At 56.0% G+C, this 26,228-nt stretch carries 20 protein-coding genes; 6 read left to right on the forward strand and 14 right to left on the reverse strand.

The window, feature by feature from the left end; translation table 11 throughout:
* Positions 1-39: 39 nt before the first annotated feature.
* The 7 genes from EU556_RS03315 to EU556_RS03345 form a co-directional block, all read right to left on the reverse strand.
* A complete protein-coding gene (locus EU556_RS03315; protein ID WP_135430985.1) occupies positions 40-1,431 on the reverse strand; it encodes a murein hydrolase activator EnvC family protein in 1,392 nt (463 codons plus the stop codon).
* The gene (locus EU556_RS03320) at positions 1,415-2,185 is read right to left on the reverse strand and encodes a DUF4292 domain-containing protein (RefSeq protein WP_135430987.1); all 771 of its coding nucleotides are present in this window, start codon (positions 2,183-2,185) and stop codon (positions 1,415-1,417) included. Before EU556_RS03320 ends, EU556_RS03315 begins: the two co-directional genes overlap by 17 nt.
* The gene (locus EU556_RS03325; protein ID WP_135430988.1) at positions 2,178-4,010 is read right to left on the reverse strand and encodes a tetratricopeptide repeat protein; all 1,833 of its coding nucleotides are present in this window, start codon (positions 4,008-4,010) and stop codon (positions 2,178-2,180) included. The genes EU556_RS03320 and EU556_RS03325 overlap by 8 nt, the downstream gene beginning before the upstream one ends.
* A 115-nt stretch (positions 4,011-4,125) precedes the next feature.
* Positions 4,126-5,136 (reverse strand): sugar nucleotidyltransferase, encoded by a 1,011-nt coding sequence (locus EU556_RS03330; protein ID WP_135430990.1) that lies wholly within the window; start codon positions 5,134-5,136, stop codon positions 4,126-4,128.
* A gap of 118 nt (positions 5,137-5,254) precedes the next feature.
* Positions 5,255-5,689: a dUTP diphosphatase gene (dut, locus tag EU556_RS03335; protein WP_135430991.1), complete on the reverse strand. Its 435-nt coding sequence runs from the start codon at positions 5,687-5,689 to the stop codon at positions 5,255-5,257.
* A gap of 127 nt (positions 5,690-5,816) precedes the next feature.
* Positions 5,817-7,319: an MATE family efflux transporter gene (locus EU556_RS03340; RefSeq protein WP_135430993.1), complete on the reverse strand. Its 1,503-nt coding sequence runs from the start codon at positions 7,317-7,319 to the stop codon at positions 5,817-5,819.
* Positions 7,320-7,455: 136 nt separating this feature from the next.
* Complete coding sequence (locus EU556_RS03345) at positions 7,456-8,244, reverse strand: enoyl-CoA hydratase/isomerase family protein (protein WP_135430995.1); 789 nt, start codon at positions 8,242-8,244, stop codon at positions 7,456-7,458.
* A gap of 230 nt (positions 8,245-8,474) precedes the next feature.
* Between EU556_RS03345 and mscL the strand changes: the two genes are divergently transcribed.
* From mscL to EU556_RS03360, 3 genes are all read left to right on the forward strand, one after another.
* Positions 8,475-8,897, forward strand: coding sequence for a large conductance mechanosensitive channel protein MscL (gene mscL, locus EU556_RS03350; RefSeq protein WP_135430996.1), 423 nt, complete (start codon positions 8,475-8,477; stop codon positions 8,895-8,897).
* An 87-nt stretch (positions 8,898-8,984) separates the two neighbouring features.
* A complete protein-coding gene (locus EU556_RS03355; protein WP_135430998.1) occupies positions 8,985-9,989 on the forward strand; it encodes a DUF3078 domain-containing protein in 1,005 nt (334 codons plus the stop codon).
* 114 nt (positions 9,990-10,103) lie between these two features.
* Positions 10,104-10,562 (forward strand): hypothetical protein, encoded by a 459-nt coding sequence (locus EU556_RS03360; protein ID WP_135430999.1) that lies wholly within the window; start codon positions 10,104-10,106, stop codon positions 10,560-10,562.
* Between the two features lie 83 nt (positions 10,563-10,645).
* Here the strand turns inward: EU556_RS03360 and EU556_RS03365 are convergent, their stop codons facing one another.
* From EU556_RS03365 to EU556_RS03385, 5 genes are all read right to left on the reverse strand, one after another.
* Entirely contained in the window at positions 10,646-11,125 is a 480-nt protein-coding gene (locus EU556_RS03365; RefSeq protein ID WP_135431001.1) for a hypothetical protein, read from the reverse strand.
* A gap of 385 nt (positions 11,126-11,510) precedes the next feature.
* Positions 11,511-14,639 (reverse strand): translation initiation factor IF-2, encoded by a 3,129-nt coding sequence (gene infB / locus EU556_RS03370; protein ID WP_135431003.1) that lies wholly within the window; start codon positions 14,637-14,639, stop codon positions 11,511-11,513.
* A gap of 123 nt (positions 14,640-14,762) precedes the next feature.
* Entirely contained in the window at positions 14,763-16,052 is a 1,290-nt protein-coding gene (gene nusA, locus EU556_RS03375) for a transcription termination factor NusA (RefSeq protein ID WP_135431005.1), read from the reverse strand.
* A gap of 84 nt (positions 16,053-16,136) precedes the next feature.
* Positions 16,137-16,610 carry a ribosome maturation factor RimP gene (locus EU556_RS03380; RefSeq protein WP_210116217.1) on the reverse strand — a complete coding sequence of 158 codons (474 nt, stop codon included), beginning with the start codon at positions 16,608-16,610 and terminating at the stop codon, positions 16,137-16,139.
* Positions 16,611-16,740: 130 nt separating this feature from the next.
* Positions 16,741-20,238 carry a DUF7948 domain-containing protein gene (locus EU556_RS03385; protein WP_135431007.1) on the reverse strand — a complete coding sequence of 1,166 codons (3,498 nt, stop codon included), beginning with the start codon at positions 20,236-20,238 and terminating at the stop codon, positions 16,741-16,743.
* A gap of 127 nt (positions 20,239-20,365) precedes the next feature.
* Here EU556_RS03385 and EU556_RS03390 point away from each other — a divergent pair, with 127 nt between their 5' ends.
* From EU556_RS03390 to EU556_RS03400, 3 genes are all read left to right on the forward strand, one after another.
* On the forward strand, positions 20,366-21,505 hold the full coding sequence (locus EU556_RS03390; protein WP_135431009.1) for an endonuclease/exonuclease/phosphatase family protein: 1,140 nt from the start codon (positions 20,366-20,368) through the stop codon (positions 21,503-21,505).
* A 274-nt stretch (positions 21,506-21,779) separates the two neighbouring features.
* Positions 21,780-23,327: a cysteine--tRNA ligase gene (cysS, locus tag EU556_RS03395; protein WP_135431011.1), complete on the forward strand. Its 1,548-nt coding sequence runs from the start codon at positions 21,780-21,782 to the stop codon at positions 23,325-23,327.
* A gap of 250 nt (positions 23,328-23,577) precedes the next feature.
* On the forward strand, positions 23,578-24,612 hold the full coding sequence (locus EU556_RS03400; protein ID WP_135431013.1) for a M28 family peptidase: 1,035 nt from the start codon (positions 23,578-23,580) through the stop codon (positions 24,610-24,612).
* Between the two features lie 80 nt (positions 24,613-24,692).
* Here EU556_RS03400 and EU556_RS03405 read toward each other — a convergent pair whose 3' ends face one another.
* Positions 24,693-25,208: a GNAT family N-acetyltransferase gene (locus EU556_RS03405; RefSeq protein ID WP_135431015.1), complete on the reverse strand. Its 516-nt coding sequence runs from the start codon at positions 25,206-25,208 to the stop codon at positions 24,693-24,695.
* Between the two features lie 19 nt (positions 25,209-25,227).
* Positions 25,228-26,133, reverse strand: a complete 906-nt coding sequence (locus EU556_RS03410; RefSeq protein WP_135431017.1) for a S66 peptidase family protein — start codon at positions 26,131-26,133, stop codon at positions 25,228-25,230.
* Positions 26,134-26,228: the final 95 nt, after the last annotated feature.

A 26,228-nucleotide genomic window follows, 5' to 3' on the forward strand; every position in this document is an offset into this window, starting at 1 on the left:
AGGCTGGGCAAGATAAGGGCAGTGGCCTAGCAAACTGAATTATTTGCGACCCAACCAGTTTTCAGGGTTCAGATTGGAGCTATTGTGCCAAACCTGAAACTGCACTTCAGAAGTACCCTCAGGGTCTGTGTACACTGTGCCGATAGGCTGGCGTGCTTTCACTTGCTGGCCCTCCGTTACGCTCACGTTGCGCAGCTTTGCATATACCGTGAAATAGTCGCCGTGCTGCACCATTACAATGTTGTTCATACCGGGCACGCTGGCAATGGTTAGCACTTTGCCGTCAAAAACGGCGCGTACTTGCTCACCGGCGCTGGTCTGAATATCTACGCCACGGTTTTCTACTACTACATTGTGCAGTACTGGGTGGTTATGACGCCCAAACCGCTGGGAGATAAAACCCCGCCCAACGGGCCAGGGCAACTGCCCCCGGTTTTCAGTGAAGGAGGAAGCCAGGCTAGCAGTTTCCGGCGTGAGCGTAACGCGGTCTACTCGTTCCACTGCTGCATTTTCGGCGGCTTCGGCAGCGGCGGTGCTGGCGCGGGAAGGCGCGTCGCCGGGGCGCGGCGCGGTGGCCGGGTTGTTTGCACGGGCAGCCGCAGCTTTGGCAGCCGCCGCTCGTCGGGCGGCTAAACGCGCGGCTCGAGCAATTTCTTCTTTTACTTTCAGCGCAATCAGGTTATCAAGCCGGCTAACGGCCTGCTGGCGGGCCGCTAACTCTTGTCGCAAACTTTCTTCCTGCTGACTCAGCTTGGTCACCACTTGGTCCTGCTGCGTTTTCAGCGTCAGGAGGTTTTTCTTTTCAGAAAGCTGCGTGTTCAGCAGTGTGCCTTTTTCCTGTTTCTTTTCCTGTAGGCCAGTTAACTGAGCACTCAGTCGCTGCTGAGTGTTGCTGATTTGAGCAGCCTGAGCCTGGCGCACCTCGGCGTATTGCCGGATATAGCGCAGGCGCAGCATGAATTGGTTGAACGACTCAGAGGCAAACAGGAACATCACCCGGTTGTAACTATTGGCTGTTTTAGAGCCAATGTAAATCAGGCGCGCATACTCTGCTTTCAGCTGCTCTAGGTTCTGCTGGGTGTGTTGAACCTGCGTTTGCGTTTGCTGAACATCGTTTTCAATGTAAGTCAGCTCGTTGCTGATATTACGAATAACGCCCTGCTGAACCGTCAGCTTTTCCTTGAGTGCATTTAACTGGCCTACCGAGGCTTGCTTCTGCCGCTGCGTTTGCTCCAGAATTTTGCTGGCCTCCTGAATGCGGCGGAGAGTAGCGCGACGCTCCCGCTCTAGTTGAGCTTTAGATTTTCCACCACTAGAAGAGGTACGAGGCTTAGACCTAGGCCTTTGTTGCGCCAGCAAGGAAGTGCTTGCCTGCACCGAAACTAGCAGCGCTACTGGCAGCAGCAGCCAGAGCTTACTTCTTACGCGCATAGCCTTTCGGAACCGAGAAGGGGAATGAAAGCCGTTCTTTGTCCAGATCCACGTTGCGGTACGAAACCGTAACGTTGGCTGGGGCACCTTTGGATTGCTGTACTTTTAAGGCAGTGGCGTGGGCAAATGGTTGGTTTTGCGGCGCCAATGGCTGAAAATCGGAGTAGTCTACCTGCAGGCTGTTCTGGGTCTGCTGGTCTTGCACGGTCAGTTGCTGCACCCGCCCTTTACTCAAATCAATGAGCTGTTGCACTAGCAGCCCAGTTTGTTCGTAGCGCACACGCTGGGTGTCGCCTTCAGTACTGACGGTAGGTGTTACTTCATTTGGTGGGGTGGCCGGAAGATAGTCGCCCAGCAGTACGGCCTGCACGCGCTCAAATGTGATAGGAACGTTCAGGATGCGGCTCAGGTAGGCATAGTCACCAGAGTAATATTCACGCTGGAGCGGAAAGAGCACCTTCACGGAGTCGCGGGTGATGTAGGCCCGGAAACCTTCAATGCCCAACGAGGCGGATAACCAGATAACGCTGTCCTTGCGCATGCGCACGTTCAGGTTAGCCGTTTGCTGCACCCCTGGGAAGTCAATAGCTACTTTCCCTTTGGCCTTGAGGTAATGAAAGTCTACGTTGGTAGCCTTTACCATTTCCGGCGCCTTCGTTGAGACGGTTTTGGAAGCCGTAGGAGCCAGCTTGCGGTTACAGCTACCCAGTACCAGCACAGCGCTCAGCAAGGCCAGCGGAATACATTTACTCATAGAGTTTCTTGTCTTTAATCTTGCGGTCAATGAGTGACGAAGCACCGCCCATTTTCTGAGCCCGCTGCCACTCTGCCAGTGCCTTGTCCCGCTCGCCCAGCTGATACAGAACGTCGCCGTAGTGCTCAACAACTGTGGCATCTTTAGTTGTTTTGAGGGCCAGCTCAAACTGTTGGCGGGCGCCAGTATAATCTTTTAGCCGGTAAAGGACCCACCCGTAGGTATCGAGGTAGGTATCATTATCGGGATGCTGCTTAACCAGCTTACCGGCCATTTCTTTGGCCTTGTCCAGTTTCTCGCCTCGCAAAGAAAGGTAGTAGCTGTAATTGTTCAGCGCTTGCGCATTGTTGGCATCAAAGACCAGGGCTGCTTCATAGGCGGCGTCTGACTTGGCATAGTCTTTCAGTTCGTGGTATGCGTCGCCAAGTTGGGTATCAAACTGGGCTAGGAGTTCGGGGTTATCAGTAGCCAGTTTCCGGCCATACTCCAGCGATTTTACTCCTTTGGCCGTCTGCTTTTTAAGCATGTAGGCCACTCCGTTGTAAAACCACAGCGAAGCTTGGTTGGGGAAGAGCTCCAGGGCTTGGTCGGTGTGAAGCAGTAGAGAGTCTACTTCGTTGAGCTCGGCGTCGATGAGCACTACCTGCTGCCAAATCTGAAACTTAGAGTTATCTAGCTTAACAGCTTTAAGGTAATTAGCGCGGGCCTCGGGCTTATGATCAGTAATGGTTTGAATGTCGCCCGCAATGGAGAAAGCCTTCGCCTCCTTGGGGTGGGTGCGGGTCGTTATTTCAGCCAGATCTAGGGCCGATTGGTTTAGGGTTGGGTTAGGAAGCTGTTTGATGTAGTCAATCAGAATCCTAACCTTGGTGTCAATGTCGAGACTAGGGCTCTCGAATGCGAGCTTGATCTGCTTCTGCGACTCCTGAGAATTGTTTTGCTGCCGGTAAACATCGGCCAGAATCATGCGGGCTTGCGCACTAGAGGGGTCCTGCTGCAAGGCCTGTTGCGCCACCCGGATAGCATCGGGCAGGCGGTTGTTGGCCGCATACATTTGAGCCTGCGCCAGCACATAGCGGATTTCATCGGGGTTGGCGGCAATTAGAGCTTCTCCTTCCTGTAGCGCCTTATCCAGATTATTCTGCTTGAGGTAAATCTGTTGTTTCTTGAAGGACACCTCGTCGAGAGGGCCAAACTTCTTTTCTGCCTGCTCAAAGGTGCTCAGAGCTTCCGTGAGTTTGCCCTGCGCCATATATAGGTCGGCTAGGTTAAACAAATAGTAACCCGAGTCTGGTACGTCCTTAATGAGCGTGGTGTACACCTTAGCGGCTTGGTCGTACTGCTTCTGGGAGCTGTAGATTTGGGCCAGCAACAGGTAATAATAGGCGTTTTTAGGGTCGAGCTTTACGGCTGTCTGCGCAAAATTAGTGGCGTCGCTCAGGTTGCCACTCAGCAGGTTGGTTTCCGCAATTTTGTAATTGATGGCCGCATTAGCCGGGTTGAGGGCGTAGGCCTTTAGCAGACGCTCTAGGGCTTTATTGTAGTCCTCGAGCATCAAGTAGCGAAGCCCATCCACGAAAAAGGCCTCACTTAATTCGCGGTCCTTCTCGGAGAGAGGCCGTTTTTGCAGTTGTACCGACTCTATGTCGGCACGCTGAGCCAACGCTTTGCGCTCCTTACGGCTCAACTTCTTGGGTTTCGCGGCTTTTGCTGGTTTGCTGGTGCTGGGAGCAGCGCCAGGGTCTGCCGGGTTTTGCTGGGCATGGCCCGGCGTAGCCACCGACAGGCCTAGCAACAAGAGAAATACGACACCTATACGACTCATGAACGGAGTAGCGCGGGCCCGGAGGCCGCGGTTAGGGAAAGCAAGATACACCCTAGCACAAGATAGCCGAGCCACACGAGCCCGCACCACTGCAACGTCAGGAGGCGCTAAAAAATCACACGCGCAATGTGTTATAATCTCCCAGGCTCAAATCGTTGGGAGTGCTGGTTACGGTAGCGAAGTTGCCAATCATAGAATTGGTAACGTTGGCGTGAAGCACGGAAGCCGATTGCTGCACAATGCTATTGGACACTACCGAGCCCCGAATGTTGCTCTGATTACCCAGCGACACGTGCGGGCCCACTACTGAGTCCGTAATGACTACGCCCTCACCCACGTAAACCGGTGGAATGAGTACGGAGTTTGTCACTTTAGCGGATTCGGCTACCAAGTTTTCGCCGCGCTCCTGCAGATACTCCAGGTACCGCTGGTTGGTGAATACGGTAGCATCTTTGTTGCCGCAGTCCAGCCATTCCGTAACGCGACCGGGTACGAACTTAGTACCCTTGTTCTTCATGTTTTCCAGGGCGTTGGTGAGCTGATACTCGCCTTTGTCGAGGATGTTGTTGTCGAGCAGGTACTGGAGTTCTTGGCGCAGGTACTCGCCATCCTGGAAGTAGTAAATGCCGATGATGGCCAAGTCCGAAACAAACTCCTGAGGCTTTTCCACGAAGTCGGTAATCTGGCCTTCCTCGTTGAGCTTTACTACACCAAAGGGCTTGGGGTCATCAACGCGCTGCACCCAGATAGTGCCGGGTACGGAAGTGTCGAGAGTAAAATCGGCTTTGAACAGGGTGTCGGCAAAAGCTACCACCACCGGGCCACTCAGGGCCGACTGAGCGCAGAGGATAGCGTGGGCCGTGCCCAGGGGCTCATCTTGGTAATGAATCGTGCCTTTAGCGCCTACCGACTCGGCAATTTTAACGAGGCTTTTCTCTACCTCGGCGCCAAAGCGCCCGATGATAAAGGCTACTTCCTCCACTTGCTCCCCGCAAACTTTGGCAATATCTTCTACCAACCGCTGTACAATGGGCTTGCCGGCAATCGGAATAAGCGGCTTCGGAACGGTAAGAGTGTGTGGGCGCATACGCTTGCCCATACCTGCCATCGGGACGATGATTTTCATAGGGAGTAGGTGAATTTGGGGATGAGTAATCTGGTAGTACGAAAGGAATGACAGCCTGTTGGCCGCCGGAAATATTAGCAGAAAGATAGGCCTAGCAAGGCCCAGATATCCGGTTGAGTTAATGCACGCCGGTGCTGCCGTAACCACCCGCACCCCGGACAGTTTCGCTGAGCGTTTCTACAGGCTGCCACCGTACGGTTTCGTGGCGGGCTACCACTAATTGGGCAATCCGCTCGCCATCTTGCACCACAAATTCCTGGTCGGAGAGGTTAACGAGCAATACCTTCAGCTCACCCCGATAATCGGCATCGATGGTGCCAGGGCTATTCACGAGCCCAATACCATGCTTGTAGGCCAGTCCGCTACGGGGGCGCACCTGCATCTCATATCCCACTGGAATTTCCAGAAATAAACCCGTCGGGATGAGGGCGCGTTGCAGGGGCTTCAACGTAATCGGGTCTGAGAGGTTGGCCCGCACATCCATCCCGGCGGCATGAGCCGTTTGATACTCCGGTAATGGATGGTGGGAGGTGTTAATTATCGGGATTTGCATAAGGCATTGGCTGGCAACGGCAGGGCGCAAAGATAGGCCTAGGGCGTAGCCTAGGGGGCGCACGTGGTAAAAATGTAGGAGTTTTTTTAAAATTTCCGGGTAAATACCCGCCGGAATTACGTGGCGGCTACGCTGTACGCAAGCGATGAGGACGTTCAACCAGCAGCAGCAGCCCCATAAAGCCCAGCGTGAGCAGTACATGGAAGGCGTGCCGGGTCCAGTATTCCGTTATTGGCACGTACCAAGCCACTGCTACCACGCCCGCTGCTAAGCCTATCCAGGTAAGTAGGCGCACTACGGGGTAAGGCACGGGGAAATGCTGGTTGCCCAGCCACCAACAAACCACCGCCATCATGAAATAGCAGGCCAGCGTAGCCAGCGCCGAGCCCAAGTAGCCCAGGATCGGAATCAGCAGAAAGTTGAGCGCAATAGTAAGCACTGCGCCTCCGAAGCCAATGTAGGTGCCGTAGTAGGTCTTGTCAGTCAGCTTAAACCACACTGAGAGGTTCCAGTAGACGCCCAAGAACAAGTTAGCCAGCAGCAGTATTGGCACCACTACTAAACCCTCCAGATACTCGGCGCGGTGTAGAAACAAACGCCCAAAGTCCTCCACATTTACGCTTACTACCACAAAAATGACGGCGCAGCTCAGCGTAAACCATTTGAGCACCATGGCAAATATCCGGGGCGAATTTTTCTCGGTGCTCTGAGCGAAGAAGAAGGGCTCGGCGGCGTATTTAAAGGCTTGCGTTACGAGCTGCATAAAGATGCTGAGCTTGTAGCAGGCCCCGTAAATCCCGACGGCCGTGAGGCTGCTTTGGCCCGGGTAAAAGTTATCGGGGAGCCATTTGGGCAGCAGAATACGGTCGAGGGTTTCGTTGACCATGCCGGCTAAGCCCATCAGCATAATGGGGTAGGCATACTTCAACAGGGGCCGTAGCGGAGCCAGCGAAATCCGGAAGCGGAAGTCGGTAAGCTCTCGGCCCAGCATAACCAACGTCAGGAAACTGGCCACTAGGTTAGAAAGAAACACATAACCCACGCCCATACTCGGGTTATACACGCGCTCTACCAGGGGCTGTAGGCCAGTCAGGTATTCGCCCGACAGCACGTCGGGACAGAACACAATGAAAAACAGGTTCAGCGCCACCGAAATCAGGATATTGGTCAGGCGAATACCGGCAAACTTGCGGGCTTTATTTTCCAGGCGTAGTCGCGCAAACGGAATGGCCGCCAGGGCGTCGAGGCCCAGAATTAAGGCTATCCAGTGAGCGTACCGCTCACTGCTGGGGGGCAACTCTAGCAGCCGGAGTAGTACAGGGGCCTGCCACATGAGCAAGGCCGTGAGCAGCACTGTTGAAACCAGCAGCAGACTCATGACTTGGTCGTAGAGCTGGCGGCGGTCGGTGCCGGGACGGTTGGCGAAGCGGAAGTAGGTGGTTTCCATGCCGTAGGTAAACACCACGTTCAGGAAAGAAACGTACGCGTACAGGCCCGTCACGATACCGTATTGGGCAGCTGCAAACCGCGCAGTATACACCGGAACCAGCAGGTAGGAGAGTACCCGCCCCACAATGCTACTGATGCCATACACGGCCGTTTGAGAGGCCAGGCGCTTGGCAATACTCATGCTGAGGGAAGTAAGAGAATAGAAGAATGAATAAGCCAGCACAGCACTGGCCTAGCAAGCCAAGGACCTGACACACCCGCCGTAGTAGGGGCATCAGGTCCTGTTACAACTGGCGCGTGGTTAGTTGGCCACCACCTTAATTGCCAGTAAACTGTGCTGGGCGCTTTTCCAAGAAGGCGCTGCTGCCCTCCCGGAAGTCAGCGGTACCAAAGCTGCGGGCAAAGGCGTTGGCCTCAGTCTGGTAACCGTGCCGGTCTTTATCGTAATATGCATTTACGCACTCAATCACCATACCCACGGCCAGGGGCGCTTTGGTAAGAATGCGGCTAAGCAACTGCTCGGTGAAGGCCAACAGCTCGGTCTGCGGCACCACGTGGTTTACTAGGCCTAGGCGCAGGGCTTCGTCGGCCTTTACCATGTCGGTGGTCAGCATTAGCTCCAGGGCCTTGCCTTTGCCGATGAGTTGAGTCAGACGCTGCGTGCCCCCGTAGCCCGGAATCAGGCCTAAGTTTACTTCAGGCTGCCCGAAGCGGGCGTTTTCGGAGGCCACCCGAATGTGGCAGGCCATGGCCAACTCGCAGCCACCACCCAGCGCAAACCCATTGACGGCGGCAATAACTGGCTTGGTGCTTTCCTCGATCAGGCAAAAGGTTTCCTGGCCACTTTCGGCTACGCGGCGGGCAGTAATTTCATCTTGGGCCGTAAGCTCCGCAATATCAGCTCCCGCCACAAATGACTTCTCCCCGCTACCCGTCAGAATAATTCCCCGCACGGCCTTGTCATCGAGGGCTCGTTGCATGGCTTGGTGAATCTCCTGAATGGTGGCTACGCTGAGCGCATTCAGCTTAGCGGGGCGGTTGACGGTGAGCCGTAAAATGCCGGTAGTGGCATTCAGCTCATACAGCAGGTTTTCGAATGAAGCCATAGTAAAACCAAAAGGGTGGATCAGAGATGGGGCAAAGATAGGGGCAAAGCCGCTCCTGCACATTCGGGAGCCATGCCAAGCAAGCGTTGGCACAGCATACGGGGGCTAGGCCACATTCACGCAGGCTACAAACTCAGTACTAGATGAGAAACGGCAACACGCAACAATACAATTGTAAACTTTATATATTTACATGGTTCGTTTTATGTCTTCACATGTAATGCACGCTTATGGGCTTTGTGTCTGAGTTTAAAGAGTTCATCTCCAAAGGCAACGTTCTGGACCTTGCCGTCGGTGTAATTATCGGAGGAGCATTTGGTAAAATAGTCGCTTCCCTGACCGACGACATCCTGATGCCCATCTTAGGACTGCTGACCGGAGGTCATGATTTTACCAACTGGTTTTTATCGTTGGATGGTCAGCACTTCGAAACCCTAGCCGAAGCCAAGAAAGCCAATGCTGCCACCATCAACTATGGCTTGTTCCTCAATGCTGTTATTACCTTCCTGCTGATGGCTTTCGCCATTTTTTGGCTTGTGAAGCTAGCCAACCGCTTCAAGCGGCCGCAGGAAGTGGTGCCCGTAGAGCCAGTAGCCACAAAAGATCAAGTGTTGCTCACCGAAATACGCGACGCTCTACGGAATCGGTCTTAGCACCCGGCTTGTTTCGTACCTTTGCCCACCGACCTTCCCTCTCCTGGAGAGAGGAGGTCGGTCTTTTTTTGAATAAGAAGTTAGTAGATGAGTTTCGCCTGGCAGATTTACCGGCGCTTTGCAGTCGTGTTGTTGCTCACAGTAGGTATAGTTCGGCAAGTTGGGGCGCAGGGCAACGTTCCGTATCGGGTGCCAGTACCGCTGCCCGCCTATAAAATTTCCGCTGAAGTAGATACCACCCGCGGGTGGCGCAAAGGTGGAGCGGGTACCCTCAATTTCAGTCAGGTAAGCATGAGCAACTGGGCTGCTGGTGGGCAAAGCTCTTTATCGTTGCTAGGCCTAGCCAACGCGTACGTGCACTACCGCGGCCCGCAGCATACCTTTGATATGTCTGGTGACTTGGTGTACGGGCTGCTTAAGCCCGGCAAAGCTCGCATGCGCAAGAACGATGACCGCCTGGAGCTGAATGCGCGGTACGGGCGCCAGTTCACAGAAAAGCTCTCCTACACGGCGCAGATGAACCTGAAAACGCAGCTGACGCCTACTAAATCTTTAGAAAAGATTGACTCACTGCTTTCGCGCTTCTTCGCGCCGGCGTACGTGCTTGCTTCTTTAGGTATCGAATACAAGCCATCCGACGATTTCTCACTGTTCTTGTCGCCGGCTACGGGCAAGTTCACGATTGTGGCCGACCGCACGTTAGCCGATGCGGGAGCCTTTGGGGTACAAGGAGCGCGGCTCGATACGGCCGGGGTGCGCGTGCGAGGTACCGGCGAGCGTTTCCGGGAAGAGCTAGGGGCCTACCTCAACGTGCGCTACCGCCGCGGCCTAGGCCAGAACATAGTGTATCAAACGCGCCTAGAGCTGTTCAGCAACTACTTTCACAATCCGCAGAACATTGATGTGAACTGGGAAAACGCCATCAACTTCAAGGTGAACAAGCTTATCAGTGCCAACATCACCACCAATTTGGTGTACGACGATGACATCTTGGTACCTATTGACCGCAATGAGGACGGCATTCCGGATGACCGAGGGCGGCGGATTCAATTTAAAGAGGCTCTGGGGATTGGGCTGATGTATAAGTTCTAGAAATATTTGAACTAACTTAGAGACAAGCCCGTTGCGGCGCTACAACCAGTTGGCCGAGTTCTTGTTTGCGCCGTACTAGGTACCTGTTTTCGGGTTGTTTCATCTTTGTTTTGCATGAAAAAGTTGTTTGTTGCCACGCTGGTGGCCGGTGCTGGATTCTTGGCCGCTGCTCCTGCTTATGCTCAGTCGGCGCCACGCTCTGTGCTGCCTGAGCTAGGAGGCGGCCGCTCTGCCGATGATGCAGGTGCAAAAAAGAAACGCAAGGCTTCAGCAACGGATATTGCTCGTATGCAACAGCGAATGAGCATGAACCCCGATGAGGTGAAGCGCGACCAGCAAATGGAAATTCTGGAAGCCCGCTCCGGTGGCACTAGCAATACCAGCTTTGGCCGTGCCGCTGGTCCAAGTCGCCAATATGAGAAAGGCGCCGGGGGCTTCACCGTTCGCAAGTTCAAAGACAACCGCATTGGCACGGCCCGGCAGAAGCGCGGCCAGACCCGCGCCGCTGGCTATGTAAACCCCAAAGGCAAGCCGCTAAGCCATAAGAAGCACAAGAAGTTCTTGTTCTTCTAGCTTTATGAGGCTTGCTAGGCCACTCCTAAACGTACAAAGCCCCGCTGTGCTGCACAGCGGGGCTTTGTACGTTTAGGAGTGGCCTAGAATCGGCCAGTCAGGCCTAGCTTCAGATATGTCATATCGTAGCCTAGCTCGCCAAACGCACCTATATTCTTCGTAAGGAAATAACGGGCACCGGCAAACACACCAGTCTCAAGATGAACGCCACCATAGGGGTTGTCAGGGTCGTGCAATTGCGTGCCGTCGTACTTATCGTTGTGCAGTTCAATGCGCATGCCTACGCTCACGCCTAGGTACGTGTCGATGGCGGAGTGGTGGAACAGGTCATAGTGGTAAGTGCCCCGGCCCAGCAACATCAGCGTGTTCCACCGCGACTTCCGGTCCTGGTTAGGGTAGTGGTAGGAGTACCCCTTATAGCCAATCATGGCACCCGCCCCAAGAACGCCGGGGCCTAGCCCTTCCACCAAGCCGCGCTCAGCCGAGACACTTATAGCTGGCGTTGACTCTAGGCCACTGCCGAAGCTGTATCCCGTGCCCAGCCCCAGCCCAGCATTAACCATAGTAGTACCCTTTTGATATAGTCCTCCTGTGCCGGATGATGTGCTGGGGGGCGGTACCCGGTGTGGGACTATCACAGGCTGAGGGGAACTCTCAGCTGGCTTTTGAGCAGCTGGAGCAGGCTTCTTTGCTGGTGCCTGACGCTTGGTCGTAGGCCTGTCCTGCGCTACTGCATAGGTGCTAGCCAGGAGCAGTGGAAAAGCCGTTAAAAGTGCGGCAAGCGTCTTCATCACAACAGAATAAGGTGGGTTGGTAGCGAATTTACGGCTAATTTCCTGAACAAGCCGGGCGGGAAACGGGGCTGATCAGGACTGTCATAGGCCCAATACAACGAAAAAGCCCCAGCCTTAGTGGGCCGGGGCTCTTCATTTATAGCAGCGTGGCTACTTAGAGCGTACGCTTCACTTCTTTCTCTTCGAAGCCTTCAATGTTGTCGCCTTCGCGCAGGTCGTTGAAGTTCTTCACCGAGATACCGCATTCGTAACCCTGGCGCACTTCCGACACATCGTCTTTGTAACGCTTGAGGTCTTGAATCTCGCCCGAGTACACCACGATACCGTCGCGTACCACCCGCACGCGGGTCTTGCGGGTAAAGGTGCCTTCCGTCACCATACAGCCGGCAATAGTGCCCACTTTGGTGATGTTGAACACCTGGCGTACCTCGGCGTTGGCTACCACTACTTCCTGCACCGTTGGGGCAAGCATGCCTTCCATAGCATCCTTCACCTCATTGATGGCGTTGTAAATGATCGAGTAGAGACGGATATCGATCTGCTCTTGCTCGGCCAACTTACGGGCGCTCTGCGAAGGACGAACCTGGAAGCCGATGATGATGGCATCGGAAGCCGAAGCCAGCAACACGTCCGATTCGGAAATGGCACCCACCCCTTTGTTGAGGATGTTTACGGCTACTTCCGGCGTACTCAGTTTGAGCAGTGAGTCGGCTAGTGCTTCTACCGAGCCGTCCACGTCACCTTTCACAATCACGTTGAGCTCCTTGAACGAACCGATAGCCAGACGGCGACCAATCTCGTCCAGAGTGATGTGCTTCTTGGTGCGCATGCTCTGCTCACGGGCTAGCTGCTGACGCTGCGTAGCCAGTTCACGCGCTTCGCGCTCGGTTTCCATCACCTGAATCTTGTCACCAGCTTGCGGAGCACCAGTCAGACCAAGCACCTGCACCGGGGTAGCCGGGCCGGCTTTCTTCATCTTCTTGCCGCGGTGGTCAGTCATGGCTTTCACGCGACCGTAGTGCGGACCAGCCAGTACAATATCACCCACCTGCATGGTACCAGTCTGAACCAGAATGGTGGTTACATAGCCACGGCCTTTATCCAGCGAGGCTTCGATAACGGCACCAATGGCGCTGCGGTCGGGGTTAGCCTTCAGCTCGAGAAGTTCGGCCTCCAACAGTACCTTTTCCAGCAGATCATCAATGCCTAGGCCAGTCTTAGCCGATACTTCCTGCGACTGATACTTACCACCCCATTCTTCCACGAGAATGTTGATGGCCGACAGCTCCTCACGAACCTTGTCGGGGTTTGCGCCTGGCTTATCAATCTTGTTGAGCGCAATAACAATCGGTACACCGGCGGCCTGCGCGTGGTTGATGGCTTCCTTCGTCTGCGGCATTACCGAGTCGTCGGCCGCCACCACAATGATGGCAATGTCCGTGATCTTGGCACCACGGGCACGCATTGCGGTAAACGCTTCGTGACCAGGAGTATCCAAGAAGGTTACGCGCTTGCCCGATTGGGTCATTACGTCGTAGGCACCAATGTGCTGGGTGATACCACCCGCTTCACCTTTTGCTACACTAGCATTGCGGATATAGTCAAGCAGCGAGGTCTTACCGTGGTCGACGTGACCCATGATGGTTACGATAGGAGCACGCGGTTGCAGATCCTCTTCAGCATCTACAATAGCAATGTCCGCTTCGTCTTCTTCGGCGCTGAGGAATTCTACATCATAACCGAACTCGTCGGCAATAACCGTAATGGCTTCGGCGTCTAGGCGCTGGTTGATCGAGACGAACATGCCCATATTCAGGCAGATCTTAATTACCTCGTTCACCGATACGTTCATCAGCGAGGCCAAGTCATTGGCCGAGATGAACTCAGTTACTTTTAGCGTCTTAGCGTCGAGTTCGTTCTGTGCGCGTTGTGCTTCGCGGTCTTCCGCTACACCAGCACGCTTATCGCGGCGGTATTTAGCACGGTTGTTCTGGTTGCCACCACGGCCACCGCTGAGTTTCGCCAGCGTAGCCTTGATCTGCTCCTGAATCTGCTTTTCAGTTTGCTCGGGAGTAGTAGCCGGTGCTGCCGTAGTCTGACGGTTGCCACCTTGGCCACCACCGGGGCGGTTTCCGCCCTGACCACCACCGGGACGGTTGCCACCGGGGCCATTATTCTGGCGATTGGCTGCCTGACCAGTGCCCGTAACCCGAGGGGCTGCCGGAGCATTGCTCTGACCGCCACCCTGGCCACCTTGCTGGTTCGAGGCGCCGGGACCATTCATCGGAATGCGCTGGCGCTTTTTCTTATCGGGGCCGATACCACTCTTCCGAACATCGGAGGAAGCTACAGGGCGAGCCCCACGGCCACCGCCACCACGGCGAGAAGAATCGAGAGGAAGTTCAATTTTCCCCAGCACCGTTAAGCCTTTCAACTGGTCAGCTTTCGCCACGATGGTGCCAGCAGGTGCTTCTTCCGAAGGAGCTGCTGGGGCATCGGCCGCAGGGGCAGATGGCGCGGGTGTTGGAGCCGGTGCAGCTGGCGGCGTAACAGGTTGAGCTGGCGCAGCCGCTGCTGGAGCTGGAGCCTCAACTGGTTTAGGAGTGGGGGCTGGGGCAGGAGCCGGCGCAGTGGGCTGGGGAGCAGGCGCGGCTTTGGGTGCTTCAGCAACAGGAGCGGGGGCTGGGGCCGGCGCTGGCTTAGGTGCTTCCACTGCAGGAGTGGGAGCAGCAGGAGCTTGTGCCTCCACTTTAGGGGCGGGAGCGGGGGTTAGGGCTTGGGGCTGAGAAGCAGCAGGAGCCGGTGCCGGAGCAGCAGGCTTCGGCGGTACTGGCCTACCCTTGGCATCCAACTCAATGCGACCAAGCACTTTCAGGCCAGGCACACGGTGGGGCTCCTCTGCAGGAGCAGCCGGTGCTGGCGCAGCAGGGGCCGCCGCTACGGGAGCGGGAGCCTCAACGGGCTTTGGGGCAGGAGCGGGTGCAGCAGGCTGAGGTGCTGGCGCAGCCTTGGGAGCTGCTGCAGGTTCAGCTGGGCGTGCCTGGGCAACTGTCTCTTGCTCAGTCTGGCGCTTGGCCTGACTGAGCTTCGCAGCTTCCATCTTGTCCTGTGCCGACGATTCAAAAGCTTTGTTCAACAGGGAAACCTGTTCCCCCGTCAGCTTAGTCGTGGGTTTATTTTCGATGATGTGCCCTTTTCCCGCTAGGAAATCTACAATTGTAGATAAGCCAACGTTCAGGTCTTTGGCCGCCTGATTCAGCCGTTTGGTTGCTGCTTCCGCCATTCTATGCTCGCGAACGATACTCGTATTCAGTTGCAAAGGTACTATATTAAATCTTGCCGGGCGACGTTAAATCCAGCCACCCGGCTATGATTTAACGTCCTTGCCGTACCGGCCGCCGCGCACTCATTGCGCGTCGCCGGAATTTTGAGTTTCTGCCTGCTCGTCTTCCTCCTGTTCTTCGAACTCCTGACGGATGACACGGAAGAGCTCTTCTACCGTTTCTTCCTCCAGTTCTGTCCGACGCACGAGGTCTTCTTTATTCACGGCCAGCACGGCACGGCCAGTGTCAAGCCCAATTTTCTTGAGCTCTTCAATCACCCAGCCTTCAATTTCATCCGTGAATTCGTCGAGCGCGATGTCTTCTTCGAAGTCTTCGGCTTCACGGAACACGTCGATTTCCATGCCCACCAGCCGCGAGGCCAGCTTGATGTTAGCGCCGCCGCGGCCAATAGCCAATGAAACCTGGTCTGGCTTTAAGAACACCGAAACCCGACCAGTTTGTTCGTTTATTTTCATAGAGCCGATTTTAGCTGGCGAAAGTGCCCGCTGAATGTACAGCTCTAGGTTATTGGTGTAATTGATGATGTCGATGTTCTCGTTTTCGAGTTCCCGCACCACCGCGTGAATACGCGAACCTTTCATGCCCACGCAGGCACCCACTGGGTCAATCCGGTCGTCGTAGCTTTCTACGGCTACTTTGGCCCGCTCGCCGGGCTCGCGCACAATATTCTTGATGGTGATGAGGCCATCATAAATCTCGGGCACTTCCTGCTCCATTAGGCGCTCCAAGAATGCCGGGGCAGCCCGGGATATGATGATCTTGGGCGTACCGTTGAGTACTTCTACGCGGTGCACTACGGCGCGCACAGTATCCCCCTTACGGTAGCGGTCTTTCGGAATTTGCTCGCCCTTGGGTAGCACCAGCTCATTCTCATCCTTGTCTAGAATAAGTGCTTCGCGGCTCCATACCTGGTACACTTCACCCACCACAATCTCGCCAACCTGATCTTTGTAGGCCTGGTACAGGTTGTCGCGCTCCAGATCTTTCACGCGCTGAATCAGCGTTTGACGGGCCATAAGTACGGCCCGGCGGCCGAAATCTTCTAGCTTAATTTCTTCCGCCACCGATTCGCCTACTTCGTAGTCGGGCTCAATCTTCTGGGCTTCAGCCAGCGGAATCTTGTCCAGATCCCAGATGTCCTCGGAGTTGTCATCTACAATTTCGCGGTTGCGGTAGATTTCCAGGTCACCTTTGTCCACGTTGAGAATGACGTCGAAGTTGGAGTCGTCGTCGTATTTCTTGCGAATCATTGTGCGGAACACTTCCTCCAGGATGCTCATCATCGTGGGGCGGTCAATGTTCTTAGACCGAGCGAACTCGGCAAACGATTCAATCAGGACGTTGCTGTTCATACTGATTTAGTTGTTAGTTAACTAGATGGCAGTTGGTGGGTTGTGCGCAACTGGCCTAGCGGCCGGTAGAGGGCAACCGCCAGCTTATTTAAACGAAATCACTACCCGGGCTTCCTGAATGTCCTGGAAAGGCACTAGTGCGGCGGGCAGGGTTTTCTTCTTGGATTTCTCTTTTACTACTTCTGCCAGCTGAATGCCCTCCGCCTCAACGGCTTCCAGAGTACCTGTTTTTTCGGTGCCATCAGCAAGCTTAAGGTTGAGGCTGCGGCCCACATGGCGAGTATACTGGCGTGGGTCGCGCAGAGGCTGGTCGGCGCCGGGTGAGGTCACCTCCAGTGTGTAACTGGCATCCTCACCGTACTGCTCATCAATGCGGCGGGCCAAGCGGCGGCTAACCTGCGCGCACTCATCAATACCTACGCCCTGCTCGCCATCGAGCGTCACGGTCACTTTCGGCCGGATGGCATCAGACACGGTCAGGGAAACCACAAACAGACTATCGTCGGTTGGCAGGCTGTCCCTGAGCAGTTCGGTTAGGTGGGCTTGGTCGAGTTTCATGAATGGGGTGGCAAAAGAAAGAGGGGACTATCCGTCCCCTCTGTCGTGTTTGTAGTTTGCTGGTGCAAAGATAGGATAAAATCTCGCCGAATACAAGCCTAGGCCACCGGCAACCTCCTGAAGGAGTGGCCTAGCGCTTTACCTGCACCCAGCCTTTGGCAGAGCGGCCCTCAGTGTCGCGCAAATGGTAGTAGTACATACCATCGGGCAGGTTTTCGCCGCGCCAGTCGTTGCGGTAATCATCGGTTTCATACACCTTGTTACCCCAGCGGGAAAATACGCGCAAGCTGGCCGGCTGACAGCTGAAGCGCGGCATGAATTTATCGTTCTTCTCGTCGTTGCCAGGCGTGATGATGTTTGGCACGAATACATCCCCCACTACCACCGGCACAAAGCTGGTTTCGACGGTGCAGTTGGCGTAGCGGGCCACCAATTTTACATTGTACGTGCCTGCGTGCTCGAACACGTGGTTGGGAGAAGCTTCCGAGGATTTTGGGGACCCATCACCGAAGTCCCATTCGTAGGTGCCGCCGGCCAGCACCGGCTCAAACTGACAGGAGAAGGGCGCTAGGCCAGTATACTGCGGAGCGGTAGAACAAACCGGGACGTTGATTGGATAGTTAACGGAAGGAGAGGGAGCCAGCACCACTTGGCGGGTTGCTGAGCTTGAGCAGCCATCTAGTACATAGGTATACGTCAGGGTAAGGTTAGCGCCTTTGAGTTTGGTATCGGGCGGAGTAAACAGGCCGCCGGGTGTAACGCCGGGGCCACTCCAAGTACCACCGGCCGGACTAGCCCCAAGCAGCTGCACTGGCTGCGTTTCGTAGGAGCACATCGTCAGCGGCGGGCCGGCACTTACCTGCGGCAAAGGCTTCACAACTACCTGCCGGGTAGCTACGCCGCAGCCCAATGTGTCGGGCATCGTGTAGGTGATGGTATGCGTACCGGCACCTGCTTTCTTGGGGTCGAACACATTTAGGCCACCCGTAATACCCGGTCCGCTCCAGGTACCTCCAGTAGGGGAAGCCTGCAGGGTGAGGTTGTTGCCATCGACACATACCGCGGGTACTGCGTTGATGGCCACTGTTACATCAGGAACCACCGTAATGCGCAAGGGACGCTTGCTCACGCATATGCCCGTAGTTGCAATGGAGTAGGTGAGAACGTTGCGACCTGCCAGCGCTGCCGTAGGAGTAAAGCGGTACCCGGTGGTAGCATTGCCCGATACGCCAGGGCCACTCCAGGTACCACCGGCCGGGGTACCGCCTAACGCAATGGGCGCCCCGCTGGCGCACACGTAGCGGGAAGGGCCGGGGTCGGCCACCACCATCCCAAAGTCAACCTTGAAAGCGGCGTTATTACAGTTTCGGTTGCCGTTGCGCGTGTTGAAATAGGAAGCAGTTGGTGGAACGGGAAAGCCCTGCGTGCCACCACAGCCGCCGCACACAGCTTGGTATACCATGCCGCGCTTATCGAAGCGGGAAGTGCCGCCATCAACGTGCTCACCCGAGCCCCCGTTTTCTCCGAAAAAGGTAGCGTACTCCAAGCTGGCCATACCGGGCGTAAACTGGGCTAGGTAGAAATCAGAGCCGTCGGTGGAGGGTTGCACGGCGTTGCCGGTTACGGGTAGGCCACTGGTGGAAGAGCTGCCAAAGCCGTACCCGGCATTGGTACGCCCGCCCCAGCCGCAGACGTAAATTCTTTCGCAATCATCAACCAGAAAAGCGGTAGGGGAGAGGTCATAGGCTGACCGACCTGTGCCGAATACGGTGGAGTAAGCGGTTTGGCTAAGGGTAGGATTGAGCTTGTGAATAAACTGGTGGCTATTGGCCCGCACATAGCGGCCCGCCGTGACGGGGTAGTTGCCTGAGCTCTGGCCTAGTAAGTATACGTTATCATCGGCATCGAGCTGAGCGAAGTAGGCCTGGTCATCACCCGATGTGCCAATGTAGGTAGACTGACTGATGGCATTACCGGCCGCTGCAATTCGGGTTACGAAGCCATTAACGCCAGCAGGAGCAGTAGATAAGAGGCTGCCCGTGGTTACGGGGAAGTTGCGGCTGGTGGTACCGCCTGCCACCACTACCGAGCGGCCCGCTCCGAGTTGGATGGAATAGGCCGCCTCAGCCCCCGTACCGCCCAGGTAGTTGCCCCACAGTAAGGTGCTCAGGTTGGGAGTAAGCTTGCACACTACGGCATTTGCCCCAGTAAGTGCCGTGTTGCCAAACCCGTTGCGAATAGGGAAGTTATTGCTGAGGGTGGTAGATGCAATGTAAACGTTGTTGTCTGCGTCGGTAATCACGTCGCCGCGGAACTGGTCGCCGTAATTGTTGAGTAGGTCAGTGCTTAGGTTAAGGCCATCGTTGGCGCTGCCGCCCAAGTAAGTAGAGGCCACCAACGCAGTGCCGGTGGCGTTGAGCGTGGTAATAACGAGGTCAGAGCCGTTGGGGTAGGCCATAGGGGCGTCGGTGCCCTCAAACAGCGGATCGGCATACTGGCCCCCATTATAGGTACGGGAGAGGGCCTGGGCCGTGACAGGGTAGTTGCGAGAACTGGTAGTGCCCAGAATGACTAGCTCATTGCGGCTGTTTACTACCAAGCTGTGCGGCACATCTACTTCGTTGCCGCCCAGGTACGTGGCATACAAGCGGGCGGCTGTGCCTTTGACAGTGGTGTTGTACTTGAGAATGGCAATGTCACAGGCACCGGCATAGGTAGTTTGGGTGGCACCAGTAGAGGTAGGGAACCCCAAGCCAAAGGCAATGCCGCCGGAATACATGTTACCCTGCTCATCATAGGTAGCAGTGAAACCCCAGTTATCGGCCGTGGAGCCGGAAAAGGTTGAAAATACTACCGTGGGGTCGATGATGAGGGGCAGCTTCCGGTCGTACTGGCCTAGACGGAAGGAGAGCACGTTATTCTGAAGCTGAAACGCACACGCAATCGGTATCCGCTCGCCGCTGGCGCTGGTTTGCCAGGCTTTGGGAGCCTGCTCCAGCACATCGCCCACGGAGGTATGAATCTGTAGGCCACCTTCTGAGGTCAGGCGTACCGATTCAGCGCCTTGGTAGCGCAGACGAATAGCTTCGGGCTTGGCACCGGCGCGCACCGTAAAGTCGTACTCCAGGGTTTGGGCTGCATTTTCGTACAAGCGCACGTCAATGCCAGGGTATACCTCCTTGTAGCGGGCCTGATGAAAGCTGCTAACTTGGCTGGCCCACTTGCTGGCGTCCTTGCCTAGGAAGTAGTTGCGTACTTCCGTGGTTGCTTCTTCGCCTTGAATGAGGGCACGGGAGTTGCCGCCTTCAAAGCTGACGCGGTACGCGTGGGTGCGTATCTGACCTTTGGCAGTTGCGGGCAACGCCGTATGCTCGTGGTAGGCGCGGAGGGCAGTCGGGTCGGCGAAGGTGTAGGTGAAGCCCGAGGAGGTAAGATACAGACGCCCCGCTGGCAACTCGGCCATGTAACGCGCCTGTGCATCCCACTGGCCCTTATTCTCTACAAACTGCAAGCTGCGCGGGAGAGGGGCCGCGGCCTTACTGCGGGGTGTTACGCCGCTGCAAATGGATAAAGAGAGTAGCGTTAGGAGTAATGTAATTAAATAAGCGCGGAGAGTAGAAAGGGCCATCAGCACGATTGGTTATAAAAGGAGTGAAATATACAACCAAATAAAGCCAACTTACGTAGGGCCCGGCTTCGTAACGCGTAACTTTTACCTTTGCTGCTAGGCCTGTTCCAACAGATTTATTTTGCCAGTGCGTCGTTCATTTGCGTTCAAGTGCACCCTACTGATTATTGGGTGGTTGCTGACGGCCATTGCCTGCGTGCAGATCCCGGCCTATACCTTCTGGCCCGCTGCTTTTTTCGCTCTCACCCTACCCGTTGCGCTTGCTCTTAATCTGGTGCTGGCCCTCTACTGGATGCTGCGCGACTGGCGGGTAGCTGCCTTGCCTATAGTGGTGGCTTTCTTAACGTGGCCCCACTTCCAGCGAGGCCTAGCGCTTCATCCGCTCCGCATAGCTACCGCCGCCGAGAAGCCAGGGCAAGTGGTGCGAGTGCAGTCCTCCAACGTGCGCATATTCAATGTGTATCCTCAGCTGCGCGACGCAGATAATACCTCTTCGCGCCAGATGGTAAAGTTCCTCGCCGAGAACCCCGCCGATGTGCTGTGCCTGCAGGAGTTTTACAACGAGCCCGCCGGCACCCGCTCGCAGGACAAAACCTTGTTTCGGACGATGGAAAAGATTGGGCGAGATGCGGGTCGCGAATCATTCCTGTCAAAAACGCTCACGAATAGCGCCGGAGCTGAGTTTGGCATGGCTATCTTCTCGCGCTTTCCCATTATCAACCGCGGCACCATAAAATTTGGAAAGCTGACCCAGAACCACGCCATGTGGGTTGACTTGCGCCTACCGTCTGCTGACACCATTCGGGTCTATAATTTTCACCTCCAAAGCATGAGCATGGAGGAACGGGATATTGTGGATAGCTACTCCAGCAAGGCAGGGCTGCGGCGGAAAGGCCTAGGCCTCATGCGCCGCTACAAGCGCGGCATGGTAACCCGCAACATTCAAGTTGATACCCTGATCCGCCGGTTTGAGCTCTGTCGGTACCCGATGCTGCTGTGCGCCGACCTCAACGACTTGCCTTACAGCTACAGCTATGACCAGTTGGCCGACCATTTTCAGAATGCCTGGGCCACGGTAGGCAACGGCGTGGGTAGTACTTACAATGGGAAGCTGCCGTTTGTGCGCATCGATAATCAGTTTGCCAGCCCCCAGTTTACAGTCGACGATTTCTGGGTGAATTACGAGATTCCCTACTCCGACCATTTCCCCACTACTGGCATCTATCGGCTAGCAAAATCAAACGCCAACGAGGACCTCACCCAATAAAGCTGCACGTAACAGGCTGGCCTGCCGAATCGCTCAGGTTTTATACTCGGTTGTCGTGTTCTTGTACTCGCGTCGGAACTTTATAGACTGAGTGAGTTGAGTTTTGTGCTGCTTGGTGAACCTTTTATACTTGGTTACGGAAAATTCTGGCCGATTTGCAGCCATTTTGGGTGGTTGCGTGTTGTAGACGGCTTAGCACTGACCTAGCGCAATTCAATTACAAAATCTGCGCATTTGGCTGATGCCGTCTTAATCCGTGATACTTTTGTCCCCTATGCAGCACCCCCTCTCGCTTTACAATACTCTCACCCGCCAGAAAGCCCCATTTGAACCTCTCAACGCACCCTTTGTGGGCGTGTACTTGTGCGGACCAACGGTGTATAATGAGGCCCACGTGGGCAATGCCCGCGGGCCAGTGGTGTTTGATGTGCTGACGCGGTATCTGCGCTTTCTGGGTTACACCGTGCGCTACGTGCGCAATATTACCGACGTAGGCCACCTAGAAGGCGACGCCGACGAAGGGGAAGATAAAATTGGAAAGATTGCCCGAGCCCGCAAGGTAGAGCCCATGGAAGTGGCCGAAGGGTATACCAACCTGTATCAAAGCCACGTGGAGGCTTTGGGGTGCTTGCCGCCCGATATTACGCCCCGTGCCAGCGGCCACATCATTGAGCAGATTCAGATGATTGAGGAAATCATCCGGAACGGCTTTGCTTATGAGGTAAATGGCTCGGTGTATTTCGATGTGCCGGCTTATAACGCCGCGGGCCGGGGTTACGGCAAGCTTTCCAACCGCGTGGTAGAAGAACTGCTGGCTGGCTCCCGCGACAACCTTGCCGGGCAGGAGGAAAAGCGCAGCCCCCTCGATTTTGCCCTCTGGAAGCGCGCTGATGAGCGCCATATCATGCGGTGGCCCTCTCCTTGGAGCGACGGTTTCCCTGGCTGGCACTTGGAGTGCTCGGCCATGAGCCGCAAGTACCTCGGCGACGAGTTTGATATCCATGGAGGTGGCCTAGACCTGATGTTTCCGCACCACGAGTGCGAAATTGCCCAGAGCCAGGCCTGCAACCATCCCACCAACGAGGCGCGGGTATGGATGCACAACAACATGATTACGGTGAACGGCCAGAAGATGAGTAAGTCGGTGGGCAATTTCATCACCATCAGCCAGCTGTTTGAGGGCACCAATACCACCTTGGCGCAGGCCTACTCACCCATGACGGCCCGGTTCTTCTTGCTTCAGGCGCATTACCGCAGCACTGTCGACATTACCGATGAAGGCTTGCAGGCGGCTCGCAAAGGCTACCGCAAGCTCATGAACGGCCTACGCCTCCTCGATAAGCTCAACGAAGCCAGCTTGTCGTCGGAAGTTATTAAGGCGCGCACCGTGCAGCCCATGACGGAAGGCCAAGCGCCCGATACGACCAAGGGCGACGCCGAGCTGCGCAAGCTCGTAGCCGACTGCTTCGCCGGTCTCAACGACGATTTGAACACGGCAAAGGCTATTGCTAGTCTGTTCAATCTGCTGCGTAAGCTCAACGGTTTCTTCGCGAACCTAACCACGCTGGCCACAGTAAGCGCCGCCGCGCTACAAGAAGCCACCGAGGCCTACCGTACCCTCGTGACTGACATTCTGGGCTTGGTAGATGAGCCGCGGGCTAAAGCGGAAGACCTACTGCGCCTGACGTTGGAGTTTTACCAGGAAGCCAAAGTCACGAAAGCTTACGACAAGGTAGACCAGATTAGGGCTGCGCTCAAGGAGCAGGGCATAGTCGTGAAAGACACCAAAGCTGGCATCGACTGGGCCTATAGCGAGGATTAAGTTTCGACTCTGAAGAAGGCCGTGCCGCAAGATATGGAAGGAACTGGCCTAGCGGCTGCTCCAGACTGCTTGCGGCGCGGCCTACTCTGCGGTACTATCTTTCCTTGTCCGCTCCTGAAGTACCTTGTAGTCCGAAGCTCCAGCTTTGGGCCTCGTTGAACGAGCCGCACTGTGCCGACGCAACGAGCATCGTTCCACGTCAGCCACACGCGCGAAGCTGGAGCTTCGCACTCCCATTCGCTTCTGCCCCATGAATTTTACTCGTCTTGCCCCCGTCGCCCTGGCCTCGTTGCTGCTACTCACGGCTTGCCCGGAGAAGAAGAGCACTACTGAGGAGACTACTACCGCCCCGGAGCAACCCAGCACCCCCAAAGCCCCCGCCTTCAACGCTGATTCTGCCTACACCTTTACGGCCAAGCAGGTCGCGTTCGGTCCTCGCGTGCCTAACAGCTCGGCCCACGTAAAAACCGGCGACTGGATTGTGCAGAAGTTTAAGGCGCTAGGCCTCTCCGTAAAGGAGCAGCCATTTACGGCCATGGCGTTTGATGGCAAGATGCTGCGCTCCCGCAATATTGTGGCTCAGTACCAGCCACAGGCCGCTCGGCGCATTGCCATTTTCACGCACTGGGATACCCGCCCCTTCGCTGATAAGGACAAGACCAAAAAGAACGCTCCGCTTGATGGTGCCTCCGATGGGGCCAGCGGCGTGGGAATTGCCTTAGAAATGGCCCGCGTGTTGGCTGCCCAGCAAGGAGATGCAGCGCCGGGCGTGGGCGTTGACTTTATCCTGTTCGACTCCGAGGATTACGGTTACGACAGCAGCACCCAGGGTGAAAAAGAAAACCTGCTGGCCCGCCAAGAGGCCAACGGCGAATCGAGCTGGTGCCTGGGCTCACAGTACTGGGCTAAACACATGCTGCCGACAAACTACAAGCCCAGCTACGGCATTCTGCTGGATATGGTAGGCGCCAAAGACGCCAAGTTTAGCCGCGAAGAACTCTCCCGCCAGCAGGCTCGCGACGTGGTAGATAAGGTGTGGAACACGGCTTCTCAGCTCGGCTTCTCCGACTTCTTCCTCTTTAACGACAGCTACGGCATTACCGACGACCACGTGTACACCAACCAAGCTGGCGTGCGCACCATCGACATCATCGACCACGTGCCAGTCGGTGATGAGTACTTCCCCGCCTACCACCATACCACCCAAGACAACATGAGCATCATTGATAAACGCACGCTCAAAGCCGTCGGCCAGACGGTGCTCACCACCATTTACGGCGAGTAATTCTGGCTTGGCTAGAAGAATTGGAAAGCCCCAGCAGCAGAAACTGTTGGGGCTTTTCGTTTGCGTAGTCAAAGCTTGACCTAGGCCAGCAGCTTATAATACACCACAGTCGGTTCTAAAGCGCCACTGCCTACGCGGGCAAAAGCCGGAATAGCGCCCGCCGCGGTGTAGCCCAGCTTTTGGTACAGTAGCTCCGAAGGGGCACCTTGCAGCGTATCCAGCACGAGGGTGGTGCGGTGCAAGCGCCGAGCCTCCGCTTCCAGGGTTTGCATGAGTTGTTGGGCCAGGCCGCGCCGCCGGGCGTGGCTGTGCACGAGCAGCTTAGCTACCTCGGCGCGGTGGAGGCCATTGGGCTTGGTGGCTAAATCGAGCTGCACGGTGCCTAGTATGGTGCCTGCTTCCTCTGCAATCCAAAGAAGGCGGTTGCCAGCCTGCATGGCGTCGGCAACACCTTGCCAGAACTGTCGGGCAACATCCAGGGCCAACGGGGGCAAGTAGCCCACGGAGGCACCGCCATCAACGGCATCTTGCAGCAGGTGCGCTAGGCCATTTAGGTAAGGTGGTAGCTCCGCAGTGGACAGCATTCGAATTGTCATCGAGCTTGAAAAATAACAGTTATAAATACTCCAGGCGGGCGCCGGTGGCATCTACAGTCAGGCGGGCTTCACGGCCGCAGATCAGGGCCATGTTCTGAGGCTCGTGGCCTACGGGGAAGCCGTGGGCCACGGGGAAGCCGTACTTGCCAGCGTAGTGGTCGATTATTTCGTTGGGCGTTTGGCCGTAGGGTACGGTGTTGTCTTGCGGGTTGGTGAAGTGGCCTACGAGCAGCCCAGCTAGGTCACGGAGCTTGCCGGTGCGGTCGAGGTGTACCATCATCCTATCAATGGCGTAGAGATACTCATCAATATCCTCCAGAAACAGGATGCGGCCGGCAGTGGGACAGTCGGAGCGGGTGCCGGTGAGGGTTTGCAGCAGGCTCAGGTTGCCGCCCGTTAGTTCGCCGGTAGCGGTACCTAGGCGGTTGAGCGGGTGCGCCGACACAGTGTAGGCCACTGCTTCATCAAACAAGGCCCGCCGCAGGCTTTCCAACGATTCTTCGCCCCCCTCCTGATGAAACAGCATGGGCATCACCCCGTGGATGCTCTGGTGGCCTAGCGCCAGCAAATGACTGTTCAGGGCGGTGATGTCAGAGAAGCCAGCCACCCATTTGGGGTCCTGAGCAAAGCGGGAGAAATCAATCGAGTCGATGATACGGGTGGTGCCGTAGCCGCCGCGGGCCGATAGGATGGCTCGGATGCTGGGGTCGTCGAGCTGCCGCTGCAGGTCGCGGGCGCGCACCTCGTCGGAGCCTCCAAACTGATGTTGGGCAGTAGTCGTGCTTTCGCCCAGCACTACCTCCAGCCCCCAGTTTTGCAGGGTGGCGACGGCAGCAGCTAGTTCCTCGGGCGAAGCTTTGCGGGCAGTACAAACAATGGCTACTTTATCGCCAGAACGAAGGGGGCGTGGCGCGGTGGCTGCCATAGGAACAGGAGTAAAAAGAGTGCTGGCGGCAAACCTACACAACCTCTGCGGCGGATGCCAAGTATAGGATTGGCAGAATATAAGTAATTTCTACT

The sequence above is a fragment of the Hymenobacter fodinae genome (assembly GCF_004745825.1).
GTDB classification, from domain to species: Bacteria; Bacteroidota; Bacteroidia; order Cytophagales; family Hymenobacteraceae; genus Hymenobacter; species Hymenobacter fodinae.